A 24,159-nucleotide genomic window follows, 5' to 3' on the forward strand; every position below is an offset into this window, starting at 1 on the left:
ATTAGGCGGCGTTCGTAACGAACCGTCCATCCGACTGGTCGAGACGACGGCGGATCTGGGTTATCACCATCGAATCGTCGGGTACACAGTTTTCATAGGTGAGGAAGTCGCCCGTCTTGACCGGCTTGACCACCTTGGCGCGTTCGGCGAGGCCGAGCGGCAGGGCGCCGCGGGAGCGCGCGTCCTCCCAGGTCATGGCGAAGCCGCGATAGTCGTTCTCGCCGATCATGCCGAGCGACTGGCCCAGGCCAAGGTCGCTCTTGGCAACCGCCACCGCTTCGGCGACCGGATGGTCGAGCGGCTCCATGTCGGCGCGCTTGTAGACCACGGCGCGCGCCGCCGACAGCGGCACCTCCAGGCTGGTCAAATGATAGGGGCGGAAGATCGTGAAATAGGGACCTTTGCCGACCTTGAGGTCGATCATGCGCTCCAGCACGCGCGGATGCCGCGTCTCGATGATGCAGAACACGCCGGGCGCGACGCCCTTGCCGATCGAATAATCGACCACGCCCTTGCGGTGCAGCACGCCGCCATCCTCGCGCGGGCAGAGCACACTGGCGAGTTCCTCCAGCGTCGCGGTCGGGCCGTGCATGCCCGGCACGTCCGGCACCAGGCCGGTGGCGTTGGCGATCGCCACCATCTCGATTGCCGTCTTCGAACCGTCGACGAACTCGACCAGCATACGCGCATTCATGTTGCGCTCGGCCGCCTCCTTCTCGTAGTCGGCCGGCATGGCGTCGATCTTCAGCGGATTGTTCTTGCCTTTGCCGGCGGCGATGATGTTGAAGCCGAGGCTCCTGGCAAAACCGATGATCTCCAGCGTGCAGGCAGGCTCGTCGCCGGCGGCACCCGTATAGACGACGCCGGCCTTGCGCGCTTCCTCCTTGAGGAAGCGGCCGATCGTGATGTCGGCCTCGACGTTGAGCATGACGATATGCTTGCCGTTCTTCATCACTTCGAGCGCGAACAGCGTGCCGATATTGGGATTGCCTGTCGCGTCGATGATGACGTCGATGCGGCCGGCCGCCGCCAGCGCATGCAGGTCTTCGGTCACCGCGATCTTGCCGGCCTCGATGGCGCGGTCGATCGCCGCTGCATTGCCGGCCTGCACGATGTCCGAGCGGTCGTGGCCGGCGAGCAGCGCCGCGTCGATCGCGGCCTGCGGCCTGACTTCGGAAATGGCGCCGATCCGCATGCCCGGCATCAGCGCGACCTGGACGACGATGTCGGTGCCCATCTGCCCGGCGCCGGCAAGCCCGATGGTGATCGGCCCCTGCTTTTCAGCGCGTTGCAAAAGTTCCGCTGCAAATTGCGGATGGGCCATGTCGCTTCCTCCAGTTCCTGACGCGCCGCAGCGTCGAAGCCATCACTTTGAACATTCCTATTTCCAAATGAAAAATATTTCAACCCGGCATTCGGCAGCCGTCTTCCCAAAACTGTGTGTTCTCGATTTTGTGCGCCCCCCTCATGCGGCTTCGCTGCACAGCCAGCCAGGGAGCGTAGGAGAAGGCGGTGATGTTTAGTCTAGGATGCAGGCGGCGGCCGCTCAGTTGCCGATGCGCCTATCGCTAACGACAAGCCGCGCAACAGATAGCGCCAGCCGGCATGCCGGTGTTTTAATCGCCGACTTCGAAGAAGGGCGTGCCGAGCAGGTCGGGAACGACATCGATGCCGAGGCCGGGCCCGTCTGGAATCCCCATGCGGCTGCCCGCGACCGGCGGCATGTTCGATGCGGTGCGCACCGTCACCCATTCGTGGAAGGCGATGGCGTGCAGCCGGCGCTCCTCCGGCGTCGACAGCGACAGATGCGCCATGGCCGATGTATCTATCTCGGCGCCGCCAGTGTCCTCGACGGTGATCATGAAGCCCAGATCGACGGCAAGGTCACGGATCTGGCGTGTCTTGGTGACGCCGCCGAGCCGCGAGATCTTCAGCGTCAGCCCGTCGGCCGCGCCCTTGCGGTGGATGTCCAGCATGTCGTCCAGCGAGGCGACGGATTCGTCGAGCACCATCGGCTTGTCGAGTGAGCGGCGCACCGACAGGCATTCGTCGATCGTGGTGCAGGGCTGCTCGAACGTGTAGTCGATGGCGCGCGTGGCATCCGCGAACTGGCGCGCCTGATAGGGCGTCCAGCCGGCATTGGCGTCGCAGAAGATGACGGTGCCCTTCGGCACCGAAGCGGCGACCGCGCTGACACGCTCGATGTCGTCACGGACATTGCCGCCGACCTTGACCTGCAGCCGGTGGAACCCGTCCTTGACGATGCGCTTGGCAAGCGCGGCCATGGCGTCGACCGTGCCATGGGTCACGACCTTGTAGAGCTCCGCCGTCTCACTCTCGCGCCCGCCAAGCAGCGTCACCAGCGGCACATCGGCGGCGCGTGCCGCGAGATCCCAGCATGCCATGTCGAGTGCCGACTTGATGTAGGGATGGCCCTTGAACACCGTGTCCATCAGCCGGCCGATACTGGCCAGCCCGCGCGGCTCGTGGCCGATAAGATGCGGCGCGATTTCCACGACACCGGCACGAACGCCAGCGGCGAAGGCGGGGGAATAGAAATTGCCGAGCGGCGCCATCTCGCCCCAGCCGGTCAGCCCGCTGTCGGAGGTGATGGCGACAATCACCGCGTCGAAGGCGTCGGCGACACGCCCCTTGGACATGCGGTAAGGCCCGTCCACGAAGGGCTGCACGACATGATAGGCCTTGATGGTTTTGATCTTCACGTTCTCTGTCCGTTGTCTGTGATGTCCCGACGAAGCCGCCCATTGGCGGCTTCTGTCGGCTCGGCCGCCAATTGGCGGCTTCGTGGTTCAGCCGCCCTCCGGCCGGTTTTGCGTCAGGCCGGCACGGTCGGCCTTGGCCCCTTTGGAAGCGCGCTGTTCGAGGCTGCGTGCATAGCCAAGCAGTTCCTCGAAATCGAGTTCGATATGCTCGCGGGCGTGGCGCTGGGCGGCGCGCATGTCGGCGCCCTTCAGCAGCTGGACATAGATCTCGTGGGCGTCCTCGGCTGGCACCGGTTCGTCGCGCGCCCGCTGGTGCAGCGCGAAATACATCTGCAGCCGGCTGGTCAGCCGCTGCCAGGTCTCCAGCAGCACCGAATTGTCGGCCCACTCGTGGATCAGGCCGTGCAGCTGAAGCGCCGTTTCGATCTGCCGGGTGGTGTCGAGGTTCCGCGTCGCCTGCTTCACGGCCTCGTGGCGCCGGTCGAGCTCGTTGAAGAAGCGCTGGTCGCGAAGCGGCCATGTCCGCTCGATGGCAAACTCGTCCAGCACTTTGTTGAGCGAATAGGCGTCATCGATGTCCTTGGCCGTCACGTCGATGACGAAGGTCCCGGCATAGGGGATGCTGGTCAGGATGCCTTCCTGCACCAACTCGCGCATCGCTTCGCGCAGCGGTGCGCGGCTCACCCGCATCTGCTCGGCGATCCTGAGTTCGTTGAGCTTCTGCCCCGGCTCCAACTGGCCGGTCAGGATCGCGCGCCTGAGCAGCGCCACGATCTCGGCGCGCCTTGTCGTATCCGCGATCGGACTGAAATCCGCCTTCCCCACTCGGTCACTCCAGAAGAACCGAAATCAAGACAAGCAGATTGTCGACAATCTAGCAAGAGGCATTTTCGGGGTTCCCGATTCCAAGTGGAAATGGGCGCGCCATCAGCCTTAGGCAGCCCGGCCGTAGAAGCCGACCCGCTCCTCGTCGCTGAACATCACGCCTGGCTTCTCGTAGTAGGAAAACACCGCGATCATGCGTTCGCGCTCGCCTTCGACGGTGGTGACGCGATGTGCGGTGTTCTTGCCGCGGAAGACGTTGAGCGTGCCCGGCTTCATGCGCAGGATCCTTGCCTCGGGATCGCGCCCTTCGAGCAGTCTGGCGACGCCGTCGTAATTGGGATTGTCGTCCGAGCGAAGATCGGTGCGGTATTCGAGGTCGCCGCCGCGTTGCGCTGCCTGCAGCAAAAGGGTCGTGGTGAATTCCGAACGATCGAAATGCCAGTTCAGCGCCTCGCCGGTGCGATAGGCCATCACATTGGTGCGCGCCAGCGGGTCCTGCATGATGTGCAGCCGCGTCTTTCCCATCGCTGCCGTCAGGAAGCGCAGCAGCGGTTCGTACTCATAGATGGCAAGCACGAGGCTGCCAGGAATCTGGTCGGCGCAGACCGTATGGCTGATGGTCTCGACCTCGCGCAGGGCAGGGTGGTCGGGGGCGAGTTCCGGGATATCGGGCTTGAAGTAGATGTTGTGCATCCGCTTGTGCATGTGCGAGCGCGTCGCCATGACGGGCTGGATTTCCTGCACCGCCCGTTCAGCCACGCCGGGCCGCAGAAAACCCTCGAGATTGAACATGCCGTCGGCTTTCAGCGCCGCAATCGAGGTCTCCACGAGGCGCTTCCATTCGGCGCTGCCTTCACGGTCGAGCGGGTATCGGTCCAGATCGAGAATGTCTTTCATCGTCTTATGCTCCCAGGTTCGAGCATAGAAGACGGCAAAAAAATCTTTCTCTCAACGCCGAAAATTGTTAGTCTTCCGTAGGAAAAACTTATGGAAGGCGCGCATGGAACGGCTCCCTCCGCTGAACGCGATCAAGGCCTTCGAGGTCGCGGCGCGCGCCGGCAGCTTCACTTTGGCGGCCACGGAGCTCGGTGTTTCGTCAGCGGCGGTCAGCCAGCAGGTCCGCAATCTCGAAACCTGGTTCGGCAAGCAACTGTTCGTGCGCAGCGGCAACCGTATCGCGCTGACCGATGCCGGCCACGCGATCTATCCGCAGACGGCGCGTGCCCTGGGCGACATCGCCGCGATCGGGCGGCGCATGCTGGAAGGCGGCTTGAGAACGCGTCTCGTCGTCAGCGTGCCGTTTTCGCTGGCCGAATTGTGGCTGGCGCCCAGGCTGGCCGTTCTTCTCGATGCCTTTCCGCAAATGGCGATCGACGTCCGGGTCGAGGACGATCCGGTCGATGTCGTGCGCCAGAATATCGACTTGCGCATCTCCTATGGCGACTATCACTATCCGGCGCTCAGGATGGTCCGTCTCGTCCATGACGACGTCCTGCCGGTCTGCGCGCCGGACTTCTGGCAAAGATACGGCAACGGCGCGTCCAGCCTGGCGGATGTGCACGAGAGCCTGTTCATCCACACCAACTGGGGTCCGAACTATGCCTCGCATCCGACATGGGCGGACTGGTTCGCGGCGTCGGGCGGCAATCGCTCCCCCGACCCGTCGCACGGGCGGCGCGTCGGACTGTCCAGCCTGGCGATCGCCTCGGCGCGCCTGGGTCTCGGGATAGCCCTTGGCCAGAGAGTCATGGCCCGCGCCGATCTGGAGGCGGGTCGGCTGATCGCGCTGTCGTCGGTCTCGGTCCGGCTCGGGCAACCCTATTGCGCCTTCATGCCTTCGGCAAAGGCCGAGCGTGCCGACGTGGCCGGTCTTGTCGAACTCCTCGGCAGGACGGCGCCCTAGGTATGGCGGTCAACCCGGGAATGAGACGTTCGTTCAAGAGCCAAGGCTAAAAAACGCCCCACGATGTCGACCAACGTGGCCGGCGCCGACGGACGTTCATCGGGGTCGAATGCGACTCCAATGGCGGCACCCAGGCCCACTGCCGTCGTCACAGGCCAAAAGTCAAAGCGGGAGGCCAACGCCGGGTAGGCTCCGGCCGGCGAGACAAGACCCGTCGCCAATGAGGATCGCGCCGCCTCGATTTCGGCCTCCTGGGGCTCTATGCCGCCGACTCTCTCGACGGAGACCACCTTGCCCTCCATAACGAGAATGACGACGACAGGAACTCGGAAGAGTGCTGCAAGAGCTTGGGCAGTGATCGAGACGATCGCTTTCGTACCGTCGGCCGCCACGACATCGCGGCTGTAGCCTTGCAGCACCGTCACCTGCCTTCTTAGGAGCGCCGCATCAGTTGCCCTGCGCTGGGAGGTAAAGGCAACGGCACTCACGATAAGTCCGATGACAAAAAGCAGTCCGATGGCCCAGACGTTTGCCGCGTCGTCGACGATCAGCGTATAGCGGGGCTCGGTGAGAAAGAAATTGTAGGCGAGAGCGCCAAGTATCGCCGAAAAGAGGGAGGGCCCCAAGCCCAAGCCGACGGCCGCTATGGTCACCGGCACCACAAATATGAGGGAGATGTTCGGGATCGCCACTTGGCTCTCGACACCGACAGCCACGACAGCCGCGAAGGCGGTCATTGCAAACGCAGCGAGATAGCGTACTGCAGCTGGAGCCTCCAATGGTGCCAAGCCCAAAAGCGGATCAGCATCCCGCAACAGTGTGGTGTCCCATTGCAGCTTCGATTTAACATCGGCCATTGGTGCAAACTCCCAACCTGTTCCATGCCGTCCTACGCAACGACTCGCTGGCGCAAGCTGTGCGGGCCGCCGCATAGCGCAAATGTGGGTCAACACGCATAAAAATTCCATTCGTGCGTGAGCCGTAAGAAATAGGAATCTTATAACCCTGTAGCGCCCTCGAACGTCCTGACCAGCCCTATTGCGCCTTCATGCTGCCAGTTAAGGCGGAGCGTGCCGACATTGCCGGGCTCATCGCGCTGCTCAGCAAAACGGCGCCCTTGGCGTGGGAGCCGAGGGCGCCGCAGGACCGGGTCTGATGGGGGTTATCAGCTTGCCGGTTTCTGTTGTGGCAGCGGCGAGACCGGCATTCCCGGGCCGATCTTCTGCAGGTTGCCGGTGATCACCTTGTCGCCCTCCGACACGCCGCTCGAGATGGCCACCAGGTCACCATTGGTCGGCCCGAGCGAAACGATGCGCTGGTCGACGGTATTGCCCTTGCCGACGACGTAGACGTACTTGCCGAGCTGGCTCGATCCCAACGCCGTCTGCGGCACCATCAGTGCATCGGGCTGCTGCTTGATGTGCAGCCTCACGCGAACATATTGGCCTGGCAGCAGCGTGAACTTGGCGTTGCCGATCGTCGCCCGTGCCGTGATGGTGCCGGTCGAATGATCGACCGTGTTGTCGATGAAGGTGAGCTGGCCTCTCTGGCGCGGTTCCGTATCGCCGGGAAGCAGGACGTCGACATCGATCGGTCCCGCCGCGCGGGCTTCCTCGATCTGCACCAGATCCGTTTCGCTCGGATTGAAGGTGACATAGATCGGGTCGAGCTGCACCAGCGTGTTGAGCACCGTGCCGGCGACGCTGACCAGCGTTCCGACCGAGGCCTGGTTGCGGCCGACGCGCCCGGCGAACGGCGCCTTGATTTCCGAATAACTCAGATTGAGCTCGGCGGTCCGTACAGCCGCCTGGTTCACGGCGAGCGAGGCCTGGGCCTCGCGCAAGGTGCTGGTGCGCTGGTCGAACGCATCCTTGGCGATGTATCCGCTCTTGGCGAGCTCGGTGCCGCGGCCGAGGCTGGAACGTGCATAGTCGAGCGTTGCTTCGTCGCGCTGGACCTGAGCCTTCGCCTGATCGAGGGCGGCGTGGAAATCCTCCGGAGCGATCTTATAGAGAAGGTCGCCTTTTTGGACATCGCTGCCGTCGGGCGCGACCTGCTCCTGCAGATAACCCGGTACGCGCGCCTGCAGCGTGATGCTGCGGATCGGCTCGGTGCGGGCGGCATAATCGAGATAGATCGGGATCGTTTTCTTGACGACGCTCACCACCGGCACCGGCATGACAAACGCCGCGGGTTCGGGCGTCGCCGCCCCTGCCGTGCCGGCATTGAGGCCGAAATTGCCCATGTCGAGCAAGTGAACGCTGGCCACCGAGATCGCCCCGACGGCAACAGCCGCTCCCAACGCGATTTTCCATTTACGCATGATCAATTCTCCAGTCCTATTCGGCCGCTTCGGCCAATCGCTCGAAAGCGGGTTCGGCAACGGGTTCAGTTGGTTCGGAAACGGGCTCGCTCTTGCTGCCGCGTTCGCGCAGTTGTTCGATGACCGCATAGAAGATCGGCACGAACACCAGCGACAGGATCGTCGCCGCGACCATGCCGCCAAAGACGGTGGTGCCGATCGACTGGCGGCTCGCTGCACCAGCACCTGTGGACAACATCAGCGGCACCACGCCGAGGATGAACGCGAAGGCGGTCATCAGGATGGGCCGCAGCCGCAGGCGCGCCGCTTCCATTGCAGCGTCGACGATGCTGAGGCCTTCCTCGCGCCGGCGCCGGGCAAACTCCACGATCAGAATGGCGTTCTTCGCCGCCAGCCCGATCAGCATGACGAAGCCGATCTGCGAATAGACGTCGATCTGCATGCCGCGTATCAACAAGGCGACAAAGGCACCGAACAGGGCAAGCGGCACCGCGAGCAGGACCATGAAGGGCATGGCCCAGCTCTCATATTGGGCAGCGAGGATCAGGAAGACGAAGACCATGGCGAGGCCGAAGACAATCGAGGCGATCGATCCAGCCTTGAGCTCCTGATAGGTGATCCCGGTCCATTCGTAGCCGAAATCCTTCGGCAGTGCGATGGCTGCGGCACGTTCCATCGCCGCAACCGCCTGACCCGAGGAGAAGCCGGGTGCGGCACCGCCATTGATCAGGGCCGACGCATTGTTGTTGTAATGCGGGACGGTTTCCGGGCCGACGATAGGCACCAGCTTGCCGAGCGTGCTCAACGGCACCATGCCGCCGGAGGCATTGCGCACATAGAGTCGCGAAATGTCGGCAGCACCCGCACGCGCATCCTTGTCGGCCTGGATCGTCACCCGGAAAGTGCGGCCGAACAGGTTGAAGTCGTTCACATAGAGCGAGCCGAGATAGATCTGCAGCGTGTTGAACACGTCAGGCAGGCTGAGGCCGAGCAGCTTCGCCTTGTTGCGGTCCAGGTCGTAGTTGAACTGCGGCGTCGAGGTCGAGAACGACGAGAACAATTGCTGCGGGTTGAGCTCGGGCTGCTTGCGCGCTTCGGCGAGCACGGCCTGCGTTGCGTCGTTGAGCGCAACGCTGCCGCGACCGGTCAGATCCTCAACCTGGAATTCGAACCCGCCGGTCGTGCCGATGCCCGGGATCGAAGGCGGGTCGAAGCTCAGCGCGAAGGCCTCGGGAAGTTCCATGAGCTTCGAGCGCACGTCGGCGACGAGTTTCGAGGCGCTCTGGTCAGGGCCGCGTTCGTCCCAAGGCTTCAGGATGGCGAATTCCACCGCCGAGTTCGACTGGGCGGCACTGGTGAGGAAATTCAAGCCGCTGATCGAGCCGACGATATCGACGCCGGGCGTGTTCTGCAGGATGTCGCGTGCCTTCCGGGCCACCGCATCGGTGCGTTCCAGCGACGCTCCATCCGGCAACTGGATGACCACGAAGAAATAGCCCTGATCCTCGACCGGAAGGAAGGTCGAGGGCAGGCGCTGCCAGACGAAATAGGTCGCGACAAGTCCGGCAGCGAACAGCCCGAGCATGATCCAGCGCAGGCGGATGAGGATGCGCACACCATTGGCATAGGCATGCGACAGCCGTTCGAAGCCCGTGTTGAACCAGCGGAACAACACGAACTGCGTTGCCGGGCGGTGGCGTAGGAAGGCGGCGCTGAGCGCCGGGGTGAGCGTCAGCGAGACGAAGGCGGAGATGCCGAAGGAGATCGCGACCGTCAGGGCAAACTGGTTGTAGAGCCTGCCGGAAACGCCGGGTATGAAGGCGACCGGCACAAACACGGCCATCAGCACGGCGGTCGTGGCGATGATCGGGCCTGTGACCTCGGCCATCGCCGCGCGCGTGGCGGGCAGCGGCTTGAGGCCGGCTTCCAACTGGCGCTCGACATTCTCGACGACGACGATCGCATCGTCGACGACGAGGCCGATCGCCAGCACCATGCCGAGCAGGCTGAGCATATTCAGCGAGAAGCCGAACATGTACATGACGACGAGCGTGGCCACCAGCGACACGGGGATCGCGATGGTCGGGATGATCGTGGTGCGCCAGCTCTGCAGGAAGATGAACACCACCGCGACGACCAGGACCAGCGCTTCGCCGAGCGTGACCAGCACGTCGTGCATCGATGCCGAGACGAAGCGCGTCGTGTCGTAGTGCATGGCGTAGCTGACGCCCTTCGGGAAGCGGGCCGACAGTTCCTGCATCTTGTCCTTGACGCGCTGCTGCAGATCGAGCGCGTTGGAACCCGGCATCTGGTAGACCGCCAGCACCACGGTCGGGTCTTCGCCGAAGAAGGCCGACGACGAATATTGCAGGGCGCCGAGTTCGATACGCGCAACGTCGCGCAACCGCACCAGCGAGCCGTTCGCGGCATCGGCGCGCACGACGATGTCGCCGAATTCCTTGGGGTCGCTCAGTCGGCCGACCGCATTGACCTGCATCTCGAAAGCGGTCCCGGCCGGCGCCGGCGACTGTCCGATCTTGCCGGCCGCGACCTGGACATTCTGCTCGGCGATGGCGTTCTGGACGTCGACCGCGGTGATGCCGAGATTGGCGAGCTTGTCGGGATCGAGCCATACGCGCATCGAATAGCGCCGCTCGCCGAAGATCTGCACGTCGCCGACGCCGGGCAGGCGCTTCAGCGGGTCGACCACTTGCAGGTAGGCGAGGTTGCTGAGCGCGACCGGATCGACGGAGCCGTCGGGCGAGGTGAGGTTGACGATCAGGACGAAATTCGGATTCTGCTTCTTGATCGTCACACCGCCCTGGTTGACGATGGCCGGCAGCGAGGACGCCGCCTGCGACACGCGGTTCTGGACGTCGACGGCGGCCGTGCTCAGGGAGTAGCCGACCTCGAAGGTGATGGTGATCGTCGACGAGCCGTCATTGGAACTCGACGACGACATATAGGTCATGCCCTCAACGCCGTTGATCTGCTGTTCTAGCGGCGTCGTGACGGTGTCGGCCACGACTTGCGCGCTGGCGCCCGGGTAATGGGCGCTGACCACGACCTGAGGCGGCGTGATGTCGGGAAACTGCGAGACAGGCAGCAGGAAATAGCAGATCGCCCCGGCGAGCACCATGATGATGGCGATCGACGATGCGAAGATCGGTCGGTGGATGAAGAAGTTCACCATGACACGTACCCCTCGCCCGACGCTCTCGCCGCGCCAAAGGCCTTGGCCACTCTGGATAGCCGCCGGCTGCGCAATTTACCCGGGTCTTCCAGGAAACCAGGCTGCGCCTTGCGGCCGCGACCTTGCGCATCCGCCAGGCTACGCAGCATCGTCTCGAAGGAACGCGGGTCGACGCGGTCCGCCTTCATCAGCATCCGGATCATCGGATCCTTCACAACTTCGTCGATCGTCAAATCCTTGCGCTGCGACATCGGAGCGGCTCCTGGCTTGCGATTCGCATCGGAATGATCGCGAACCGTTTTTGTCGTTCTCACCGGCCGAAGCCGCATGACATGCAATTTTCCCGCCCATTCCGCTCCGGCAGGGCCTGACGGCGATGCCAATCGTTGACGGGAGGCGATATAGGTGTTACTAGTAAGTAACATTCTGGAAGTTACAGACCGGTAACACCCTAGTCAAGAGGTGTACCGAATTTTTAGGGAGACAAGGAGACTTCGATGACAGACGGCACTTCGGAACGCGTTCGACCCCGGGATAGGATTCTGGAGACGGCGCAGGACATGTTTCACAAACATGGCATCAAGGCCGTCGGCGTCGACGCCATCACCGAAGCCGCCGGCACCAACAAGATGACGCTCTACCGTCATTTCGAGTCCAAGGACGATCTGATCATCGAATGCCTGCGCGCCACCGCATCCAAGGCCGGCGCGATGTGGGACGCATTTGAGACTGAGCACCCCGGCGACAAACTCGCGCAACTAAACGCTTGGGTTCGCAAGGCCGCCGATATGCTCAGGGCCGACTGCCGCGGCTGTGACATGGCCAATGCCGCTGTCGAGTTGAGCGAAGCCGACCATCCGGCCCGTCGGGTGATCAAGGAGCTCAAGGAAGCCCAGCGCGACCGTCTGGTGGCTCTGTGCCGGGATGCCGGCATCGGACAGGCAGAACTTCTCGCCGATACATTGTCGCTCCTGCTTGAAGGCGCCCGTGTCAGCCTGCAAAGCGTCGGAGCCGAGGGCCCCAGCGCGCAATTCGTCCGCATGGCGGAAGGCCTGATCACGTCCTTCAGGGGCGCTGCGGCCAGATAGATCTCGCCGTTTATGCCTGTTGGTGACATGGCGCAGACCGCGCCCGCTCACCCGCCGCCACGGCATTTTCCATTGGCCAGCCGCTGGAACAAAAAGCCCGCTGCCGGGAGGAGGTGGCAGCGGGCTTGATTTTCGAACGCGGCGCGGGAGGAGGTGCACCGCATTCAGCGTCGGCATCGCATCTGGGAGGAGTAGATGGCCGACACCCGCGAAACTACGGGTTGCCCAATGATTCGGCAACTGCGAAAGATGCATAGCTGATGTGCAGATTTGCCGCATCGCCCGTGAAAGTTGTGGTCTCGGCCTTTGCAGGAAGCTCTCCCTTGGGAGCTGATTCAGTGTACCGGGACGTTTTCCCTGAAGATCAGGCGCGGTTCGATGAATTTCCGCGTCAAATAGGGCGCCGAGGATGCGATCGAACCGAGCAGGCGAATGACCGACTGCTTGGCGATCAGCCGCGCATTCTGGTCGATGACGACGTCGAGCAGGTCGTCGACGAGATAGCCGCGTGTCGCCCTTGTCAGGTCATGGCAGATGAACACCGGCTTCCTTTGCGGCTTGGCTTCCAGCAGCGCTTTCGCCACGCCGGAGCGTCCGGCGCCGACGCAATAGATGCCGAGCAGCTCCGGCTCGTTGTGCAGCGCCTTCATCGTTGCCGTGTAGCTGATATCAGGCTCGTCGTTGATCTCGACGGCGCTGGTGACGGTCAGGTTGGGGAACTCCTCGCTGAGCACGGAGCGAAAGCCCATTTCGCGTTCCTCGTGTCCGCGATAGGAGCGTGAGCCGACGACCATTGCCAGATGGCCTGGGCGTCCGCCCAGGAAACGCCCCATCAAAAGGGCCGCGGTGCGTCCGGCCACGCGATTGTCGATGCCGACATAGGCCGATCGTGGTGCGCCCGGAACGTCCGACACCAGCGTGACCAGGCGGATGCCGGCTTCGACGATCTCGCGCAGGATGTTGCGCGTTCTCGGGTGATCGACCGCGATGACGCCGACGCCGTTTGCCTTGAGCGAGAGGTTTTCGACGGCCGCCTGCAACGCGCCCGGCGCGATGCCGGCGAGCTTGTGGATCCGGCAGGAGGCGACGAGCGGCAGGCGCGCCGCATAATCCTCGATATGATTTGCCAGATCCATCATGAAGGCGTTGGAGCCGATCGGCAGGAAGAATTCGAGATGCGCCGGGCGCGATGGCAGCGTGACCTGATCCACGACCGGTAAGTAGCCGAGCTGCTTGGCCGCCTCCATCACGCGCTGCCGGTTGGCAGCACTTGCGCCCGGCCGGTTGTTCAGCACCCGGTCGACCGTTGCGGTCGACAGCCCGCAGCTTCTGGCGATGTCCGCAACGGTGGCTTTCATTGTCACAGTCATAGGAGCGGATGCGATCCTGTGCCAGACCATGATCCCGAACCGAAGGTCCACGTTAGCGAAAGTGGAAACCGGTTTTCGCTGGAGATCATGGTCAAACAATAAGTTAGAGCCCCATCCCGATTCCATCGGGATGGAACAGCCTCTGGACATGCGGCCAACCGGCTTGCGCCCGCCCGCTCAGCCCTGCGATTGCTTGCCCTGGACGATGGCCTCGTGGATCTCCTCGTCGGACATGCCGGTGATGATCCGTTCGACCTCGGCGACGCTGGTGTTCTTCGGGTCGATGTCGTCGGCCACCACCTTGCCGCGGCGCATGACGACGATACGGTCGACCACCTGGAAGACGTGGTGAATGTTGTGGGCGATGAAGATGCAGGAATGGCCCGAATCGCGGGCGCCGCGCACGAAGCTCAGCACGCCTTGCGTCTCGGCGACGCCGAGATTGTTGGTCGGCTCGTCGAGGATGATGAGGTCACTGTCGAAATGCATGGCGCGCGCGATCGCCACGGCCTGCCGCTCGCCGCCCGAGAGTGAACCGATCGGCGTGGTCGGCGGAATGTTCTTCGAGATGCCGACCTGCTTGAGCAGATCGCGGGCGACGACGTTCATCGCCTCCTGGTCCATCCGGTTGAGGAAACGCGGCGGCTTGATCGGCTCGCGCCCGAGGAACAGGTTGCGCGCGATCGACAATTGCGTGACCAGAGCCGAGTCCTGGTAGATCGTCTCGATGCCGTGGGCGATGGCATCGCTGGTGCTGCGGAAGTCCACCTTCTTGCCGCGGATGAAGATGTCGCCGCTGGTCAGCGGAACCGCACCCGACAACACCTTGATTAACGTCGATTTGCCGGCGCCATTGTCGCCGAGAAGACCGACGATCTCCCTTTCATTGACATGGAAATTGGTGTCCACGAGGGCTTGGACGCGCCCGTAGGACTTGCGGATGTTCTTCAAGCGGACAAGCGGTTCAGCCATGGTTCAAGTTCCCGCCTGATGCCGGCGTTCCAGCCAGGAGTGGAGCGCCATCATGCCAAGGATGATCGCGCCGATGAAGATGTTGTAGGCAAGGCCGGGTACGCCGATCAGCACGATGCCGTTGCGCATCACGCGCAGGATCAGGATGCCGAGTACGGTCCCGATGATGGTGCCGCGTCCGCCGGTCAGCGCCGTGCCGCCGATCACTACCATGGCGATGACTTCGAGCTCGTAGCCGGTGCCGCTGTTGGGGTTGGCCGCCGAGGTGCGCAGCGAGCTGATGATGCCGGCCAGCGAAGCCATGATCGACGACAGGATGAACAGGCCGATCTTGACGCCGCTGACGTTGACGCCGCGCGCTCTTGCCGCGCTGGGGTTGCCGCCGGCCGCCTGGATCCAGTTGCCGGTCCGGCTTTGCGTCAGCACGTAGCCGAGTGCGATTGCGGCTGCGATGAACCAGAACAACGACATGTAGATGCGGAACGGTCCGATGAAGAAATCGCCGACCAGCGCCTCGGCGAGCCAGCTGCCTTCGGCGCTCCAGGTCCGTTGCGGAAATCCGTTGGTGACGAACAGAGCGGTGCCGCGCACCACCAGCAGCATGCCGAGCGTCACCAGGAAGGACGGGATCTTGAGCTGCGTCACGAACCAGCCGTTGACCAGCCCGATGAAGGCGGCAACCAGCAAGGCCACGACAAAGCCGACCTCCAGCGAGGTGAGGCCGCTGTTGAAGAGCGTCCACATCAAGACCGGCGAGAAGCCGAACAGCGATCCGACCGAGAGGTCGAATTCGCCCGATGTCATCAACAGCGTCATCGCCAGCGCAATCAGGCCGAGCTCGACCGTGAAGGCCAGTATGTTGCTGATGTTCTGCGGCGACAGGAAGTCGTGGTTCAGTCCCCAGAACACGGCGAGCTCGGCGACAAGCAACACGAAGGGCCCGAATTCCGGCCTCGCGATCGAGCGTTGGATGATGGAGCTATTTTCCACGTTGACCCCGCGATAGGATGGAACTGGCCAGAACCCAGCGCCGCATCAAGCGGGTTTCGAGGCTCGGCGGGATGATGGGGATGATCGCTGCGGCAGCGCCGCCGCAATCATCCCGATCGCGGTTTTATTTGCCGGACAAGATGTCGTCGTAGACCTGCGCGGTGTCCTTTTCATAGAGCGCGCCGGTGATCACGTCGAAGCCGGGCGGAATGCCGCTGGCGGCCATGTTGGCGAGGGAGAGCGCTATATAGCTGGTCGCCTGCGGATCCTGCCATTGCCCGGCATTGACGTAGCCGGTCAGCACCTCCTGGGTGGTGTCGAGCGAGTTGCCCCAGCCGACGACCGGGATTTCGCCCGGCTGGATGCCAGCCTGGTCGAACACCCGCTTGATCGAGCCGGTCACCAGATCGCCGAGGCCGATGATCGCCTTGACCTTGGCCCTGTTGGCTGTGAGGTAGTCGACCATGCGGTTGATCGCTTCTGCCTGGTCGAGCGTGGCTTCGGTGATCTCATAGGTGATGCCGAGCGGCTCGAACACGCTCTTGATGCCCTCTTCTTCCTGGACGCCATAGGTGGCGCCGGGGATTTCGACCGGCATCCAGACGAAATCGCCCTTCTTCACCAGGCCCTTGTCGACCAGATACTGCGCCCAGTTCTTGCCGAAGGTGACGTTGTCGCCGCCGACATAGGCGTTGAAGTCCGCCTTCGGGTCGGGCGTGTTGAAGTTGATGATCGGGATGTTTGCCGCCCGTGCCTCCTTGACGATCTCGATAAGGCTGCCCGGGTCAGGGCTGGTGGTGGTGATGCCGTCGGCCTTTGCGGCGATGGCCGCGCGGACAGCCTCCTGCTGGGACGCCACGTCGCCATTGTGGAACGACGTGTTGACGGTGTTGCCGGTGTCCGTCGCCCATTGCTTGGCGCCGGCGAGGAAATAGGTCCAGACCGGATCGGCTGGGCCGCCATGCGAAATCCAGTAGAAGGTCTTGGCCTGTGCCGCCGCCGGAATGGCCAGCGCCACGATCAGGCCGAATACAAATAGTCGTAGCCTTGTCAGCATTTGATTTCCTCCCATTTGAAAAAACTCCTCCACCTCCGACGACGATCACGGCAAACCCCGATCGTATTTCTTGCCAGCGCCGATCTGGATGCATCACAGCATCCGCTTTTCCGGCATATGGCAAGCCTCCATTTGCCAGTGGTAGTTGGCGCAACCCGAGGCGCCATCAGCGATCCCATCAGATTGCATCAGTTCGGGTGATATTTTCCGGGCAGGCTGACGATCGGCCTTGCGACCGTCATGCAATGCCGCGCGGCGGCGCGCCAAGCACGGATTGCTCTAGGTCGATCAGCGTTCCGGTCATCAGCCCGGAGGCGTCGCTGAGCAGGAACAGCGTTAGCTGGGCGACTTCGTCCATGGTCAGCAATCGACCAAGCGGCAGGCCGGCGGCGGCGATCTTTGCCCAGTTTTCGCCCTTGCCCAGCGTGCGCGCCTGCATCTCTTGTTCGGCCGGCGTCGCTACCCAGCCCATGTTGATGCCGTTGGCGCGGATGCGATCGGAAAGATGCGCGTTGGCGATGTTTCTGGTCAGGGTCGAAAGCGCGCCCTTGGTGGCGGAATAGATGGCAAGGTCCGGCGCACCGCAATGCGCATTCACCGACAGGATGTTGACGATGGCGCCCGCCGCCCGCCGCGTCTTCATGTCGGCTACGGCCGCCTGCATGAGGAAGAACGGCGCGCGCGCATTGACGGAAAACAACCTGTCCCAGTCGTCGATTGTGCCGGTTTCCAGCGAGGCCCGGTCGGTGAGGGCGGCGGCGTTCACCAGACAATCGATGCAGCCGAGTCTTTTGATCGCTTCCGCCATGACGGCTGCAGGCGCGGCCGGATCTGCAAGGTCGGCCCGGATGAAGACGACGGGCCGGCCTGGTCGTGAAAGCTCGTCGGCGATGCGTCCGCCACGCTCGGCATTGCGGCCGACAATGGCGATCCCTTCGCTGCCGCCGGCTGAGGCCAGCCGGGCGATGGTCTCGCCAAGCCCTTGCGTTCCGCCGGTAACAACAAGGGTCTTGCCCTCAAGAGCGACGATCAATGGACTCTCCCGAATGCCGACGAGCAGTAATTTCCAATCAGAGAATTCTAGAAATCTATCGGATGTTAGGCTGGGGGACTAGATGAGGTCGGCCCTGGCGAGGTCGCGCATCAGATGGCTGGCGCCGTAGGTCCAGTGGGGGCAGTCGGGCGACAGCCGCACCCGGTTGACCAGAGCGCCGAATTTCTCCGATGAGATGGTGACGATGTCGCCGACCTTGTGCGTGAAGCCCTTGCCCTTTTCTCCGCGATCCTTCGACGGCACGAACATGGTGCCGAGATAGAGCACCAGCCCGTCCGGGTACTGGTGATGCGGCCCCATGGCGGCGGCGACCAGCTCTTCCGGCGAGCGGCTGATCTCGGCCATCGAGCTGGCGCCCTCCAGCGAGAAACCGTCCTCGCCCTCGACCTTCAGGCGCACGGTGGCCTGCTTCACGTCATCGATGGAAAATGTTGCATCGAACAGTCGGATGAACGGGCCGAGCGCTGCCGAGGCGTTGTTGTCCTTGGCCTTGCCGAGCAACAGCGCCGAGCGTCCTTCGACGTCGCGCAGATTGACGTCGTTGCCGAGCGTCGCGCCGACGATCCTGCCGCTGCTTGCGGCGATCATGGCGATCTCCGGCTCCGGGTTGTTCCAGGTGGAAACCGGATGCAAGCCGACATCGGCGCCGAAGCCGACCGATGCCAGCGGTTGGCATTTGGTGAAGATCTCGGCGTCGGGGCCGATGCCCACCTCCAGATATTGCGACCAGGCGCCGCGCTGGATGAGCTTCGCCTTGATCTCCATCGCCTCCGGCGAGCCGGGCCTGAGCTTGGACAGATCATGGCCGATCAGCCCGGCAATGTCGGCGCGAATGGCGTCCGCCTTCTCCGCCGAGCCGCGCGCCTGCTCCTCGATGACCCGTTCGAGCAGGCTGACGACGAAGGTGACGCCCGACGCCTTGACCGCCTGCAGGTCGACCGGAGAAAGCAGGTATGGTTTTTGCGGATCGCGCGCGGCCTGGAAACTGTTGGCGGCGATCGCGTCAAGCGATCCGATCGGTTCGCCCCCCGCCGCCTGGACGTAGCCTGCCGGGTCCGGCATCTCGCAGACGTCGCGCACCGTTGGTGCCATGCTCGACGTGATGTCGAACACCGTTCCGTCGCGCACCGTGACCACCTGCGGATAGAGCGCGTCGCTTGTCCTGGCGCGGCCGATGAAGAGGCCCTCGTCAGGCAGGAGAGTGGTGTTCGTCATGGCTTGCGATCCTCTGCTGTCTTGTTCTGCTGCGACGGTTCGTCTGTGCCGGACCAATGGTTCATCAAAAAGCCTGGCCGGCGGCGGCGGCACTTTCAACAAATTCCCGTCAAAGGTCTATCCCGTTCCTCGCGGTCAGGCCCCTCCGCTGCATTTCGCATCGTCGAACGCCCATCTTTTGGCGACGACCGAAGCAGTGGCCGGCGGCGCGCCGGTGCGGGTGAGCAGCGTCGTCTTTCACGGCCGCACCTTGCGCCTGCACGCCGAATTGGGGCAGGGGATGGTGATCGATGCGCCGCGCCGGGCTGAAGGTTTCAATTCAGCGTCGGCGACGTGGCGCATATCAGCCTGCGTCGTGGCGCTAACTGCCCTATGCTGCCCAGCTGATCTGCCCCTCATCTTCCCAGAAACCGGAGCGCCACCCCGTGAGCAATCATCTGAATTTCTTCATCGACGGAAAATGGGTCGCGCCCGTGGTGCCGGCAACGCTGGACGTGATCGACCCATCCACCGAGGAGGCCTACACGAAGATCTCCGTCGGCTCGAAGGCCGATGTGGATCGCGCCGTGGCGGCGGCCAAGGCGGCCTTTCCGGCCTTTTCGCAAACCAGTAAGGCCGAACGCCTGAAGCTGCTGAAGCGCATCCTCGAGGTCTACAACGAGCGCTACGAGGACATCGCCCAGGCCGTCAGCCAGGAAATGGGCGCGCCGATCACCTGGGCGCGTGAGGCGCAGGCCTGGGCGGGCAGGGCGCATATGGAGTCCACCATCAAGGCGCTGGAGGATTACGAATTCAGCGAGAAGCGCGGCACCACCATGGTGGTCAAGGAGCCGATCGGCGTCTGCGCGCTGATCACGCCGTGGAATTGGCCGCTCAACCAGATCGTCTGCAAGGTGGCGCCGGCGATCGCCGCCGGCTGCACGGTCGTGCTGAAGCCCTCCGAGATCGCGCCGATCAGCGGCATCGTCTTTTCGGAAGTGATGGAAGCGGCCGGCACGCCGAAGGGGGTCTACAACATGGTCAACGGCACCGGCCCGGATGTCGGACAGGTCATGGCCGGCCATCCCGATGTCGACATGGTCTCGTTCACTGGTTCGACCCGGGCCGGCATCATCGTCGCCAAGACGGCGGCCGACACGGTCAAACGCGTGGCGCAGGAACTCGGCGGCAAGTCGGCCAACATCGTGCTGCCCGACGCCGACTTCGAGGAAGCCGTGCGCCAGGGCGTCAACGCCTGTTTCGGCAACAGCGGCCAGTCCTGCGACGCGCCGACGCGGATGCTGGTGCCGGCCGCCCGCCATGACGAGGCGCTGACGATCGCCAAGAGGGCGGCCGAGGCGCACAAGGTCGGCGATCCGCGCTCGGAGGAGACCAAGCTCGGGCCGGTGGTCAGCAACATCCAGTTCGACAAGATCCAGCGGCTGATCGAGGCGGGCCTCGCCGAAGGCGCGACGCTGGTCACCGGTGGACCCGGCCGGCCGGAACATCTCAATCGCGGCTACTATGTCAGGCCGACCGTCTTCGGTCACGTCACGCCCGGCATGACCATTGAAAAGGAGGAGATCTTCGGGCCGGTGCTTTCGGTCATTTCCTATAGCGATGACGACGATGCCGTGAAGATCGCCAACGACACCGTCTATGGTCTCGCCGCCTATGTGCAGTCGAAGGATATCGACCACGCGCGAAAAGTCGCTGGGCGTCTGCGCGCCGGACAGGTCTCGATCAACTATCCGGAGTGGGACACGTTCGCGCCATTCGGCGGCTACAAGCAATCGGGCAACGGCCGCGAATATGCCGACTGGGCGATCCATGATTTTCTGGAGATCAAGGGCATCATCGGCTACGGCGCCTAGCGCAAAACACGAACCGCAGGTCCATGCGTCCTTTGCGCGTCCAAAAGGACGCGCGGCGCCGTGGTGCGGGCTTGGCTATTCGGCGGCTTCGCGGACAGGGATCAAGCGCCGCTCGACCTGTTGGAGATGCAGGCGCATCGCCGCCGCCGCGCCGCCGAGGTCGCGCTCGGCTATTGCTTCCACGATCCGCTCATGGTCGGCGAAGCTGTGATGGTCTGCCGGAGGACGGGCGCCCTCTGAACGAAGACGTCCCCAGACCACGGTCCGGCGCACGGCGTTCAGGACATCGAACAGGCCGAGCAGCACATTGTTGCGGCTCGCCTGCGCAATCTGCCGGTGAAGCAGATTGTCGATGTTCTCGTATTGCCGCCATGTACTGGCTTCCCGCGTCTGCACCAGCGATTGCCGCATCGCTGCGATATCGGAAAGCGTCGCGTGCAGCGCCGCTTCGCGCGCAATTTCGGGCTCGATGATGAGGCGCGCGCGCATCACGTCGGCCGGATTGGTGCGCCCGGCGATTTCGGAAATGCCGATCGTCTCCTCGACCGGTCCGCTGCCGACGAAGGTGCCCCTGCCGACGTGACGCCAGATGCGGCCGTCCTTCTCGAGCACGGCCAGCGCCTTGCGCAGATCGCCGCGCGATACGCCGAGACTCTCGGACAGTTCCCGCTCGGCAGGCAGCCGGGTTTCCCCGGAATGGTCCATCTGGGCAAGATAGGCCTGAAGCTGAACCAGGGCGGCGTGACCGCCATTGCCGGGATCGTCCATCAATTTAACCAATTCGCATATTGATTCCTTGTGTTGGTGTTAAAACGATTGGCACAAACCGTCAACTGCCAAGTTTTCTGGGCCCTACGGCCGGAATGGCACAGTTTCTCCTTGACCAATCTGCTCTTCAGGCTTAACCAATTAAGACAATGGTTACAAGAAACGGGAGGAATGACAAATGGCCAGCGTATCCAGACGTACCATCCTTGCCGCCGCTTTCGCTGCGGTTCTGGCAAGTGCGGCGCCTTTTGCGGCCGCAAGTGCCGGCGACATGCGCATCGCATTCGGCGACCTTCCCGGGATCGAATCCATCCAGACGCTCGCCGCGATAGAGCGCGCCAAGGAGCGCGGCGTGAATGTCGAACTCATCGTTCTCAATGACGAGGACCTGGCTGCGCAGGCGATTGTCGGCGGCCAGGCCGATGTCGGCATCGGCGCGCCCTATACGCTGATCCAGAAGGTAGGCGTGCCGATCCGCATTTTTGCGCAGATATCGACGCTGCGCTTCTTTCCTGTCGTCAACAGCGAATTCTACAAGGAATGGAAGGATCTCGATGGGCAGGAGGTCGCCGTTCAGGCGCGCGGCTCCGGTACCGAGGCGGTCATGCTCCTGATGGCCAAAAATCACGGCATCAAGCTCGGTAACATCAGCTATGTCCCGGGTTCCGAGGTTCGCCGCAATGCGCTGCTCCAGGGGACGCTGAAGGCGTCGATCGTCGATGCCGCCAACAGGCGGGCACTTGAGGCCGAGGCCCCCGGCAAGTTCATCGTCCTGCCGGTCGAGGATCTCGGCGCCTCGGACGAAGCGCTTTTCGCGACCGCAGACTATCTGAAGAACAACGCCGCCGACGTCGACATCCTGGTCGAGGAATTGATGAAGACCGCGCGGGAAATAACCGAGAACCCGGCCGTTGCGGTCGAATTCCGCAACAAGTACAAATTGCTGCCGGATCTCGGCGCGGAAGCGGATAGCGAAATCACCGAATACTACAAGGAAACCGCGGAAGCCGGCAGTCTTGCGTTGAATGGCGGCGGAGCGGATGCGGCCGCCGACGATTTCGCCTTCTTCAGCGTTGCCGGCCAGATCGAAGGCGATCCCGCGAGCCTCAAGGTCGAGGACTTCTGGGATGTCTCGGCACTCGACCGCGCTGTCGCCAAGCTCGGCAAGAAATAGGCGGCCTGCCGGATGGCCGTAAGCATCAGAACCGAGGGCGAGGCTGCCGGCCTCGCTCCCCTTTCCAATCGCAGCACCTCGGGCGCATCATGGGACCAGCCGATCATCCTCAGGCTTGTGTCGATCGTCCTGTTCGCGGGAATTTGGGAGGTGGCCGGTCGCATTCCCGTCAGCTTCGCCTTCCCGACCTTTTCCGACACGATCGTCGCGTTTTTCGGATTGCTCGCCGACGGGAGTTTGGCAACCGCCTACCTGTCGACACTGCAGCCGCTGGTGCTCGGCGTTGTCCTGTCGGCGTTCCTGGGTGTCGGCCTTGGCACGATATGTGGCCTATGGCGCACCGGTGAGTGGCTGATGATCCCGGTGTTCATCGTGCTTCAGGCAGCGCCCGTCGCCGCCTTCATTCCGATGGTCACCTTCGTCTACGGCATCGGCATGACCGCCAAGACGCTCGCCGTCATGATCCTTGCGCTGCCGGTCATCGTGCTCAACACCTACAAGGCGGTGCGCAACGTCAACGAGTCGCTGCTCGTCATGTGCCGATCATTCCTGGGCACACGTTGGCAGACCGTCGCCAAGATTATTCTTCCCGACGCCAGCCCGGTGATCTTTGCCGGTTTGCGCCTCGGCGTCGCTGCCGGGTTCGTCGGCGTGGTGCTCGCCGAACTGCTGATCACCCCAACCGGGATCGGCGACCTCATCACGTTTCACCGCTCGCGCGCAGACTATGCCGAGATGTACGCAACAATTGCCTCGATCATTGCGCTTTCCACCCTGACGCTCGTCTTTCTGCAGTGGGTGGAAGTCCGTGTTTTCAGGCCCGAGAGTAGAGGTGCTTAACATGGGCGCGACCGCATTGCGAAACGGACCGTCCCCGGTTCCCGCACCGATCGATTCAATCGTGGAGGTGAGAGGAATTTCCAAGACCTATGGCAATGTCGAGGCGCTGCGCGGCATCGATCTCGACTTTCCCAGGGGCAAGCTGACCAGCCTTCTCGGACCCAGCGGTTGCGGAAAGACGACGCTGTTGAAGATCATAGCGGGGCTGACACGAGCCGATGGCGGAACCGTCGCGATCAACGGCAAGCGCGTCAGCGCACCAGGTCCCGAACGCGCTTTCGTGTTTCAGGACTTTGCGCTGATGCCTTGGGCGACCGTGACACGCAACGTGGCCTTCGGTCTCGAACTGCGCGGCACCAACAAGGCCGAACGCGAGGAGACTGCCCACCGCTACATCGCCGAGGTGGGACTAGCCGGCTTCGAGGACAAATATCCCCACGAACTGTCGGGCGGCATGCGCCAGCGCGTCGGCCTGGCGCGGGCATTGTCGGTCGATGCCGACGTCCTGCTCCTCGATGAACCGTTTTCGGCGGTCGACGAGCAGAACCGGCGGAAGTTCCAGGAAGACCTGATCCGGCTGCGCACCAACCAGAACAAGACCTTCATCTTCGTGACGCACTCGATCGAGGAGGCTGTCTACATCTCCGACCGCATCGTGCTGCTGTCGCCGAGACCCGGTCGGGTTTCGCAGATCATCGAACCGGAAATCGACCGCTCCGGCGATCCGGAGCGCATTCACCGCGACAGGCACTATCTCGATACCGTCGAGGAGATATGGCAGGGGCTGAAGCAGTATGTGGAATGATCGGCC

Annotated in this window: 21 protein-coding genes; 6 read left to right on the plus strand and 15 right to left on the minus strand. The window is 63.2% G+C overall.

What is annotated here, in order from left to right:
- Nucleotide 1: 1 nt before the first annotated feature.
- From E5X88_RS12090 to E5X88_RS12105, 4 genes are all read right to left on the minus strand, one after another.
- The gene (locus tag E5X88_RS12090; RefSeq protein ID WP_292161501.1) at nt 2–1,324 is read right to left on the minus strand and encodes a homoserine dehydrogenase; all 1,323 of its coding nucleotides are present in this window, start codon (nt 1,322–1,324) and stop codon (nt 2–4) included.
- A gap of 292 nt (nt 1,325–1,616) precedes the next feature.
- Nucleotides 1,617–2,723, minus strand: a complete 1,107-nt coding sequence (locus E5X88_RS12095) for a mandelate racemase/muconate lactonizing enzyme family protein (RefSeq protein ID WP_292161502.1) — start codon at nt 2,721–2,723, stop codon at nt 1,617–1,619.
- 87 nt (nt 2,724–2,810) lie between these two features.
- Nucleotides 2,811–3,548, minus strand: coding sequence for a GntR family transcriptional regulator (locus E5X88_RS12100; protein ID WP_292161503.1), 738 nt, complete (start codon nt 3,546–3,548; stop codon nt 2,811–2,813).
- Nucleotides 3,549–3,656: 108 nt separating this feature from the next.
- The gene (locus tag E5X88_RS12105) at nt 3,657–4,445 is read right to left on the minus strand and encodes a 2OG-Fe(II) oxygenase (protein WP_292161504.1); all 789 of its coding nucleotides are present in this window, start codon (nt 4,443–4,445) and stop codon (nt 3,657–3,659) included.
- Between the two features lie 103 nt (nt 4,446–4,548).
- Between E5X88_RS12105 and E5X88_RS12110 the strand changes: the two genes are divergently transcribed.
- Nucleotides 4,549–5,451, plus strand: a complete 903-nt coding sequence (locus E5X88_RS12110; protein ID WP_292161506.1) for a LysR substrate-binding domain-containing protein — start codon at nt 4,549–4,551, stop codon at nt 5,449–5,451.
- On the opposite strand, the gene E5X88_RS12115 is transcribed toward E5X88_RS12110, so the two are convergent.
- The 4 genes from E5X88_RS12115 to E5X88_RS12130 form a co-directional block, all read right to left on the minus strand.
- Entirely contained in the window at nt 5,448–6,308 is an 861-nt protein-coding gene (locus E5X88_RS12115; protein WP_292161507.1) for a DUF4118 domain-containing protein, read from the minus strand. The genes E5X88_RS12110 and E5X88_RS12115 overlap by 4 nt on opposite strands.
- Before the next feature lie 308 nt (nt 6,309–6,616).
- Nucleotides 6,617–7,774: an efflux RND transporter periplasmic adaptor subunit gene (locus E5X88_RS12120; RefSeq protein ID WP_292161508.1), complete on the minus strand. Its 1,158-nt coding sequence runs from the start codon at nt 7,772–7,774 to the stop codon at nt 6,617–6,619.
- A 16-nt stretch (nt 7,775–7,790) separates the two neighbouring features.
- A complete protein-coding gene (locus E5X88_RS12125; protein ID WP_292161509.1) occupies nt 7,791–10,967 on the minus strand; it encodes an efflux RND transporter permease subunit in 3,177 nt (1,058 codons plus the stop codon).
- Complete coding sequence (locus E5X88_RS12130; protein WP_292161510.1) at nt 10,961–11,218, minus strand: hypothetical protein; 258 nt, start codon at nt 11,216–11,218, stop codon at nt 10,961–10,963. The genes E5X88_RS12125 and E5X88_RS12130 overlap by 7 nt, the downstream gene beginning before the upstream one ends.
- 246 nt (nt 11,219–11,464) lie before the next feature.
- Between E5X88_RS12130 and E5X88_RS12135 the strand changes: the two genes are divergently transcribed.
- Nucleotides 11,465–12,055, plus strand: coding sequence for a TetR/AcrR family transcriptional regulator (locus E5X88_RS12135; RefSeq protein WP_292161511.1), 591 nt, complete (start codon nt 11,465–11,467; stop codon nt 12,053–12,055).
- Between the two features lie 335 nt (nt 12,056–12,390).
- On the opposite strand, the gene E5X88_RS12140 is transcribed toward E5X88_RS12135, so the two are convergent.
- From E5X88_RS12140 to E5X88_RS12165, 6 genes are all read right to left on the minus strand, one after another.
- Entirely contained in the window at nt 12,391–13,413 is a 1,023-nt protein-coding gene (locus tag E5X88_RS12140; protein ID WP_292161512.1) for a LacI family DNA-binding transcriptional regulator, read from the minus strand.
- A 189-nt stretch (nt 13,414–13,602) separates the two neighbouring features.
- A complete protein-coding gene (locus E5X88_RS12145; RefSeq protein ID WP_292161513.1) occupies nt 13,603–14,397 on the minus strand; it encodes an ATP-binding cassette domain-containing protein in 795 nt (264 codons plus the stop codon).
- 3 nt (nt 14,398–14,400) lie between these two features.
- Nucleotides 14,401–15,387 carry an ABC transporter permease gene (locus E5X88_RS12150; protein ID WP_292161514.1) on the minus strand — a complete coding sequence of 329 codons (987 nt, stop codon included), beginning with the start codon at nt 15,385–15,387 and terminating at the stop codon, nt 14,401–14,403.
- 124 nt (nt 15,388–15,511) lie between these two features.
- On the minus strand, nt 15,512–16,444 hold the full coding sequence (locus E5X88_RS12155; protein WP_292161516.1) for a substrate-binding domain-containing protein: 933 nt from the start codon (nt 16,442–16,444) through the stop codon (nt 15,512–15,514).
- 238 nt (nt 16,445–16,682) lie between these two features.
- Nucleotides 16,683–17,477, minus strand: coding sequence for an SDR family oxidoreductase (locus E5X88_RS12160; protein ID WP_292161517.1), 795 nt, complete (start codon nt 17,475–17,477; stop codon nt 16,683–16,685).
- Nucleotides 17,478–17,555: 78 nt separating this feature from the next.
- On the minus strand, nt 17,556–18,713 hold the full coding sequence (locus E5X88_RS12165) for a fumarylacetoacetate hydrolase family protein (protein WP_292161518.1): 1,158 nt from the start codon (nt 18,711–18,713) through the stop codon (nt 17,556–17,558).
- Between the two features lie 425 nt (nt 18,714–19,138).
- Between E5X88_RS12165 and E5X88_RS12170 the strand changes: the two genes are divergently transcribed.
- Nucleotides 19,139–20,566 carry an aldehyde dehydrogenase family protein gene (locus E5X88_RS12170; RefSeq protein WP_292161519.1) on the plus strand — a complete coding sequence of 476 codons (1,428 nt, stop codon included), beginning with the start codon at nt 19,139–19,141 and terminating at the stop codon, nt 20,564–20,566.
- A 75-nt stretch (nt 20,567–20,641) separates the two neighbouring features.
- On the opposite strand, the gene E5X88_RS12175 is transcribed toward E5X88_RS12170, so the two are convergent.
- Nucleotides 20,642–21,334: an FCD domain-containing protein gene (locus E5X88_RS12175; RefSeq protein ID WP_292161520.1), complete on the minus strand. Its 693-nt coding sequence runs from the start codon at nt 21,332–21,334 to the stop codon at nt 20,642–20,644.
- A gap of 178 nt (nt 21,335–21,512) precedes the next feature.
- Here E5X88_RS12175 and E5X88_RS12180 point away from each other — a divergent pair, with 178 nt between their 5' ends.
- Genes E5X88_RS12180 through E5X88_RS12190 form a run of 3 tightly spaced genes read left to right on the plus strand, consistent with a single transcriptional unit; the run spans nt 21,513 to nt 24,153 of the window.
- The gene (locus E5X88_RS12180) at nt 21,513–22,508 is read left to right on the plus strand and encodes an ABC transporter substrate-binding protein (protein ID WP_292161521.1); all 996 of its coding nucleotides are present in this window, start codon (nt 21,513–21,515) and stop codon (nt 22,506–22,508) included.
- A gap of 12 nt (nt 22,509–22,520) precedes the next feature.
- Nucleotides 22,521–23,348, plus strand: coding sequence for an ABC transporter permease (locus tag E5X88_RS12185; RefSeq protein WP_292161522.1), 828 nt, complete (start codon nt 22,521–22,523; stop codon nt 23,346–23,348).
- Between the two features lies 1 nt (nt 23,349).
- On the plus strand, nt 23,350–24,153 hold the full coding sequence (locus E5X88_RS12190) for an ABC transporter ATP-binding protein (RefSeq protein WP_292161523.1): 804 nt from the start codon (nt 23,350–23,352) through the stop codon (nt 24,151–24,153).
- The last annotated feature ends 6 nt before the right edge of the window (nt 24,154–24,159 follow it).

The organism is Mesorhizobium sp., from assembly GCF_004962245.1.
Lineage (GTDB): Bacteria > Pseudomonadota > Alphaproteobacteria > Rhizobiales > Rhizobiaceae > Mesorhizobium.

Excerpts from the sequence above, each read along its gene's own strand:
- E5X88_RS12175 (WP_292161520.1), bottom strand. The coding sequence starts at position 21,334 with ATGGACGATCCCGGCAATGGCGGTCACGCCGCCCTGGTTCAGCTTCAG.
- E5X88_RS12130 (WP_292161510.1), bottom strand. The coding sequence starts at position 11,218 with ATGTCGCAGCGCAAGGATTTGACGATCGACGAAGTTGTGAAGGATCCG.
- E5X88_RS12190 (WP_292161523.1), top strand. The coding sequence starts at position 23,350 with ATGGGCGCGACCGCATTGCGAAACGGACCGTCCCCGGTTCCCGCACCG.
- E5X88_RS12125 (WP_292161509.1), bottom strand. The coding sequence starts at position 10,967 with ATGGTGAACTTCTTCATCCACCGACCGATCTTCGCATCGTCGATCGCC.
- E5X88_RS12145 (WP_292161513.1), bottom strand. The coding sequence starts at position 14,397 with ATGGCTGAACCGCTTGTCCGCTTGAAGAACATCCGCAAGTCCTACGGG.
- E5X88_RS12110 (WP_292161506.1), top strand. The coding sequence starts at position 4,549 with ATGGAACGGCTCCCTCCGCTGAACGCGATCAAGGCCTTCGAGGTCGCG.
- E5X88_RS12165 (WP_292161518.1), bottom strand. The coding sequence starts at position 18,713 with ATGACGAACACCACTCTCCTGCCTGACGAGGGCCTCTTCATCGGCCGC.
- E5X88_RS12180 (WP_292161521.1), top strand. The coding sequence starts at position 21,513 with ATGGCCAGCGTATCCAGACGTACCATCCTTGCCGCCGCTTTCGCTGCG.
- E5X88_RS12090 (WP_292161501.1), bottom strand. The coding sequence starts at position 1,324 with ATGGCCCATCCGCAATTTGCAGCGGAACTTTTGCAACGCGCTGAAAAG.
- E5X88_RS12135 (WP_292161511.1), top strand. The coding sequence starts at position 11,465 with ATGACAGACGGCACTTCGGAACGCGTTCGACCCCGGGATAGGATTCTG.
- E5X88_RS12140 (WP_292161512.1), bottom strand. The coding sequence starts at position 13,413 with ATGAAAGCCACCGTTGCGGACATCGCCAGAAGCTGCGGGCTGTCGACC.
- E5X88_RS12155 (WP_292161516.1), bottom strand. The coding sequence starts at position 16,444 with ATGCTGACAAGGCTACGACTATTTGTATTCGGCCTGATCGTGGCGCTG.
- E5X88_RS12105 (WP_292161504.1), bottom strand. The coding sequence starts at position 4,445 with ATGAAAGACATTCTCGATCTGGACCGATACCCGCTCGACCGTGAAGGC.
- E5X88_RS12120 (WP_292161508.1), bottom strand. The coding sequence starts at position 7,774 with ATGCGTAAATGGAAAATCGCGTTGGGAGCGGCTGTTGCCGTCGGGGCG.
- E5X88_RS12115 (WP_292161507.1), bottom strand. The coding sequence starts at position 6,308 with ATGGCCGATGTTAAATCGAAGCTGCAATGGGACACCACACTGTTGCGG.
- E5X88_RS12185 (WP_292161522.1), top strand. The coding sequence starts at position 22,521 with ATGGCCGTAAGCATCAGAACCGAGGGCGAGGCTGCCGGCCTCGCTCCC.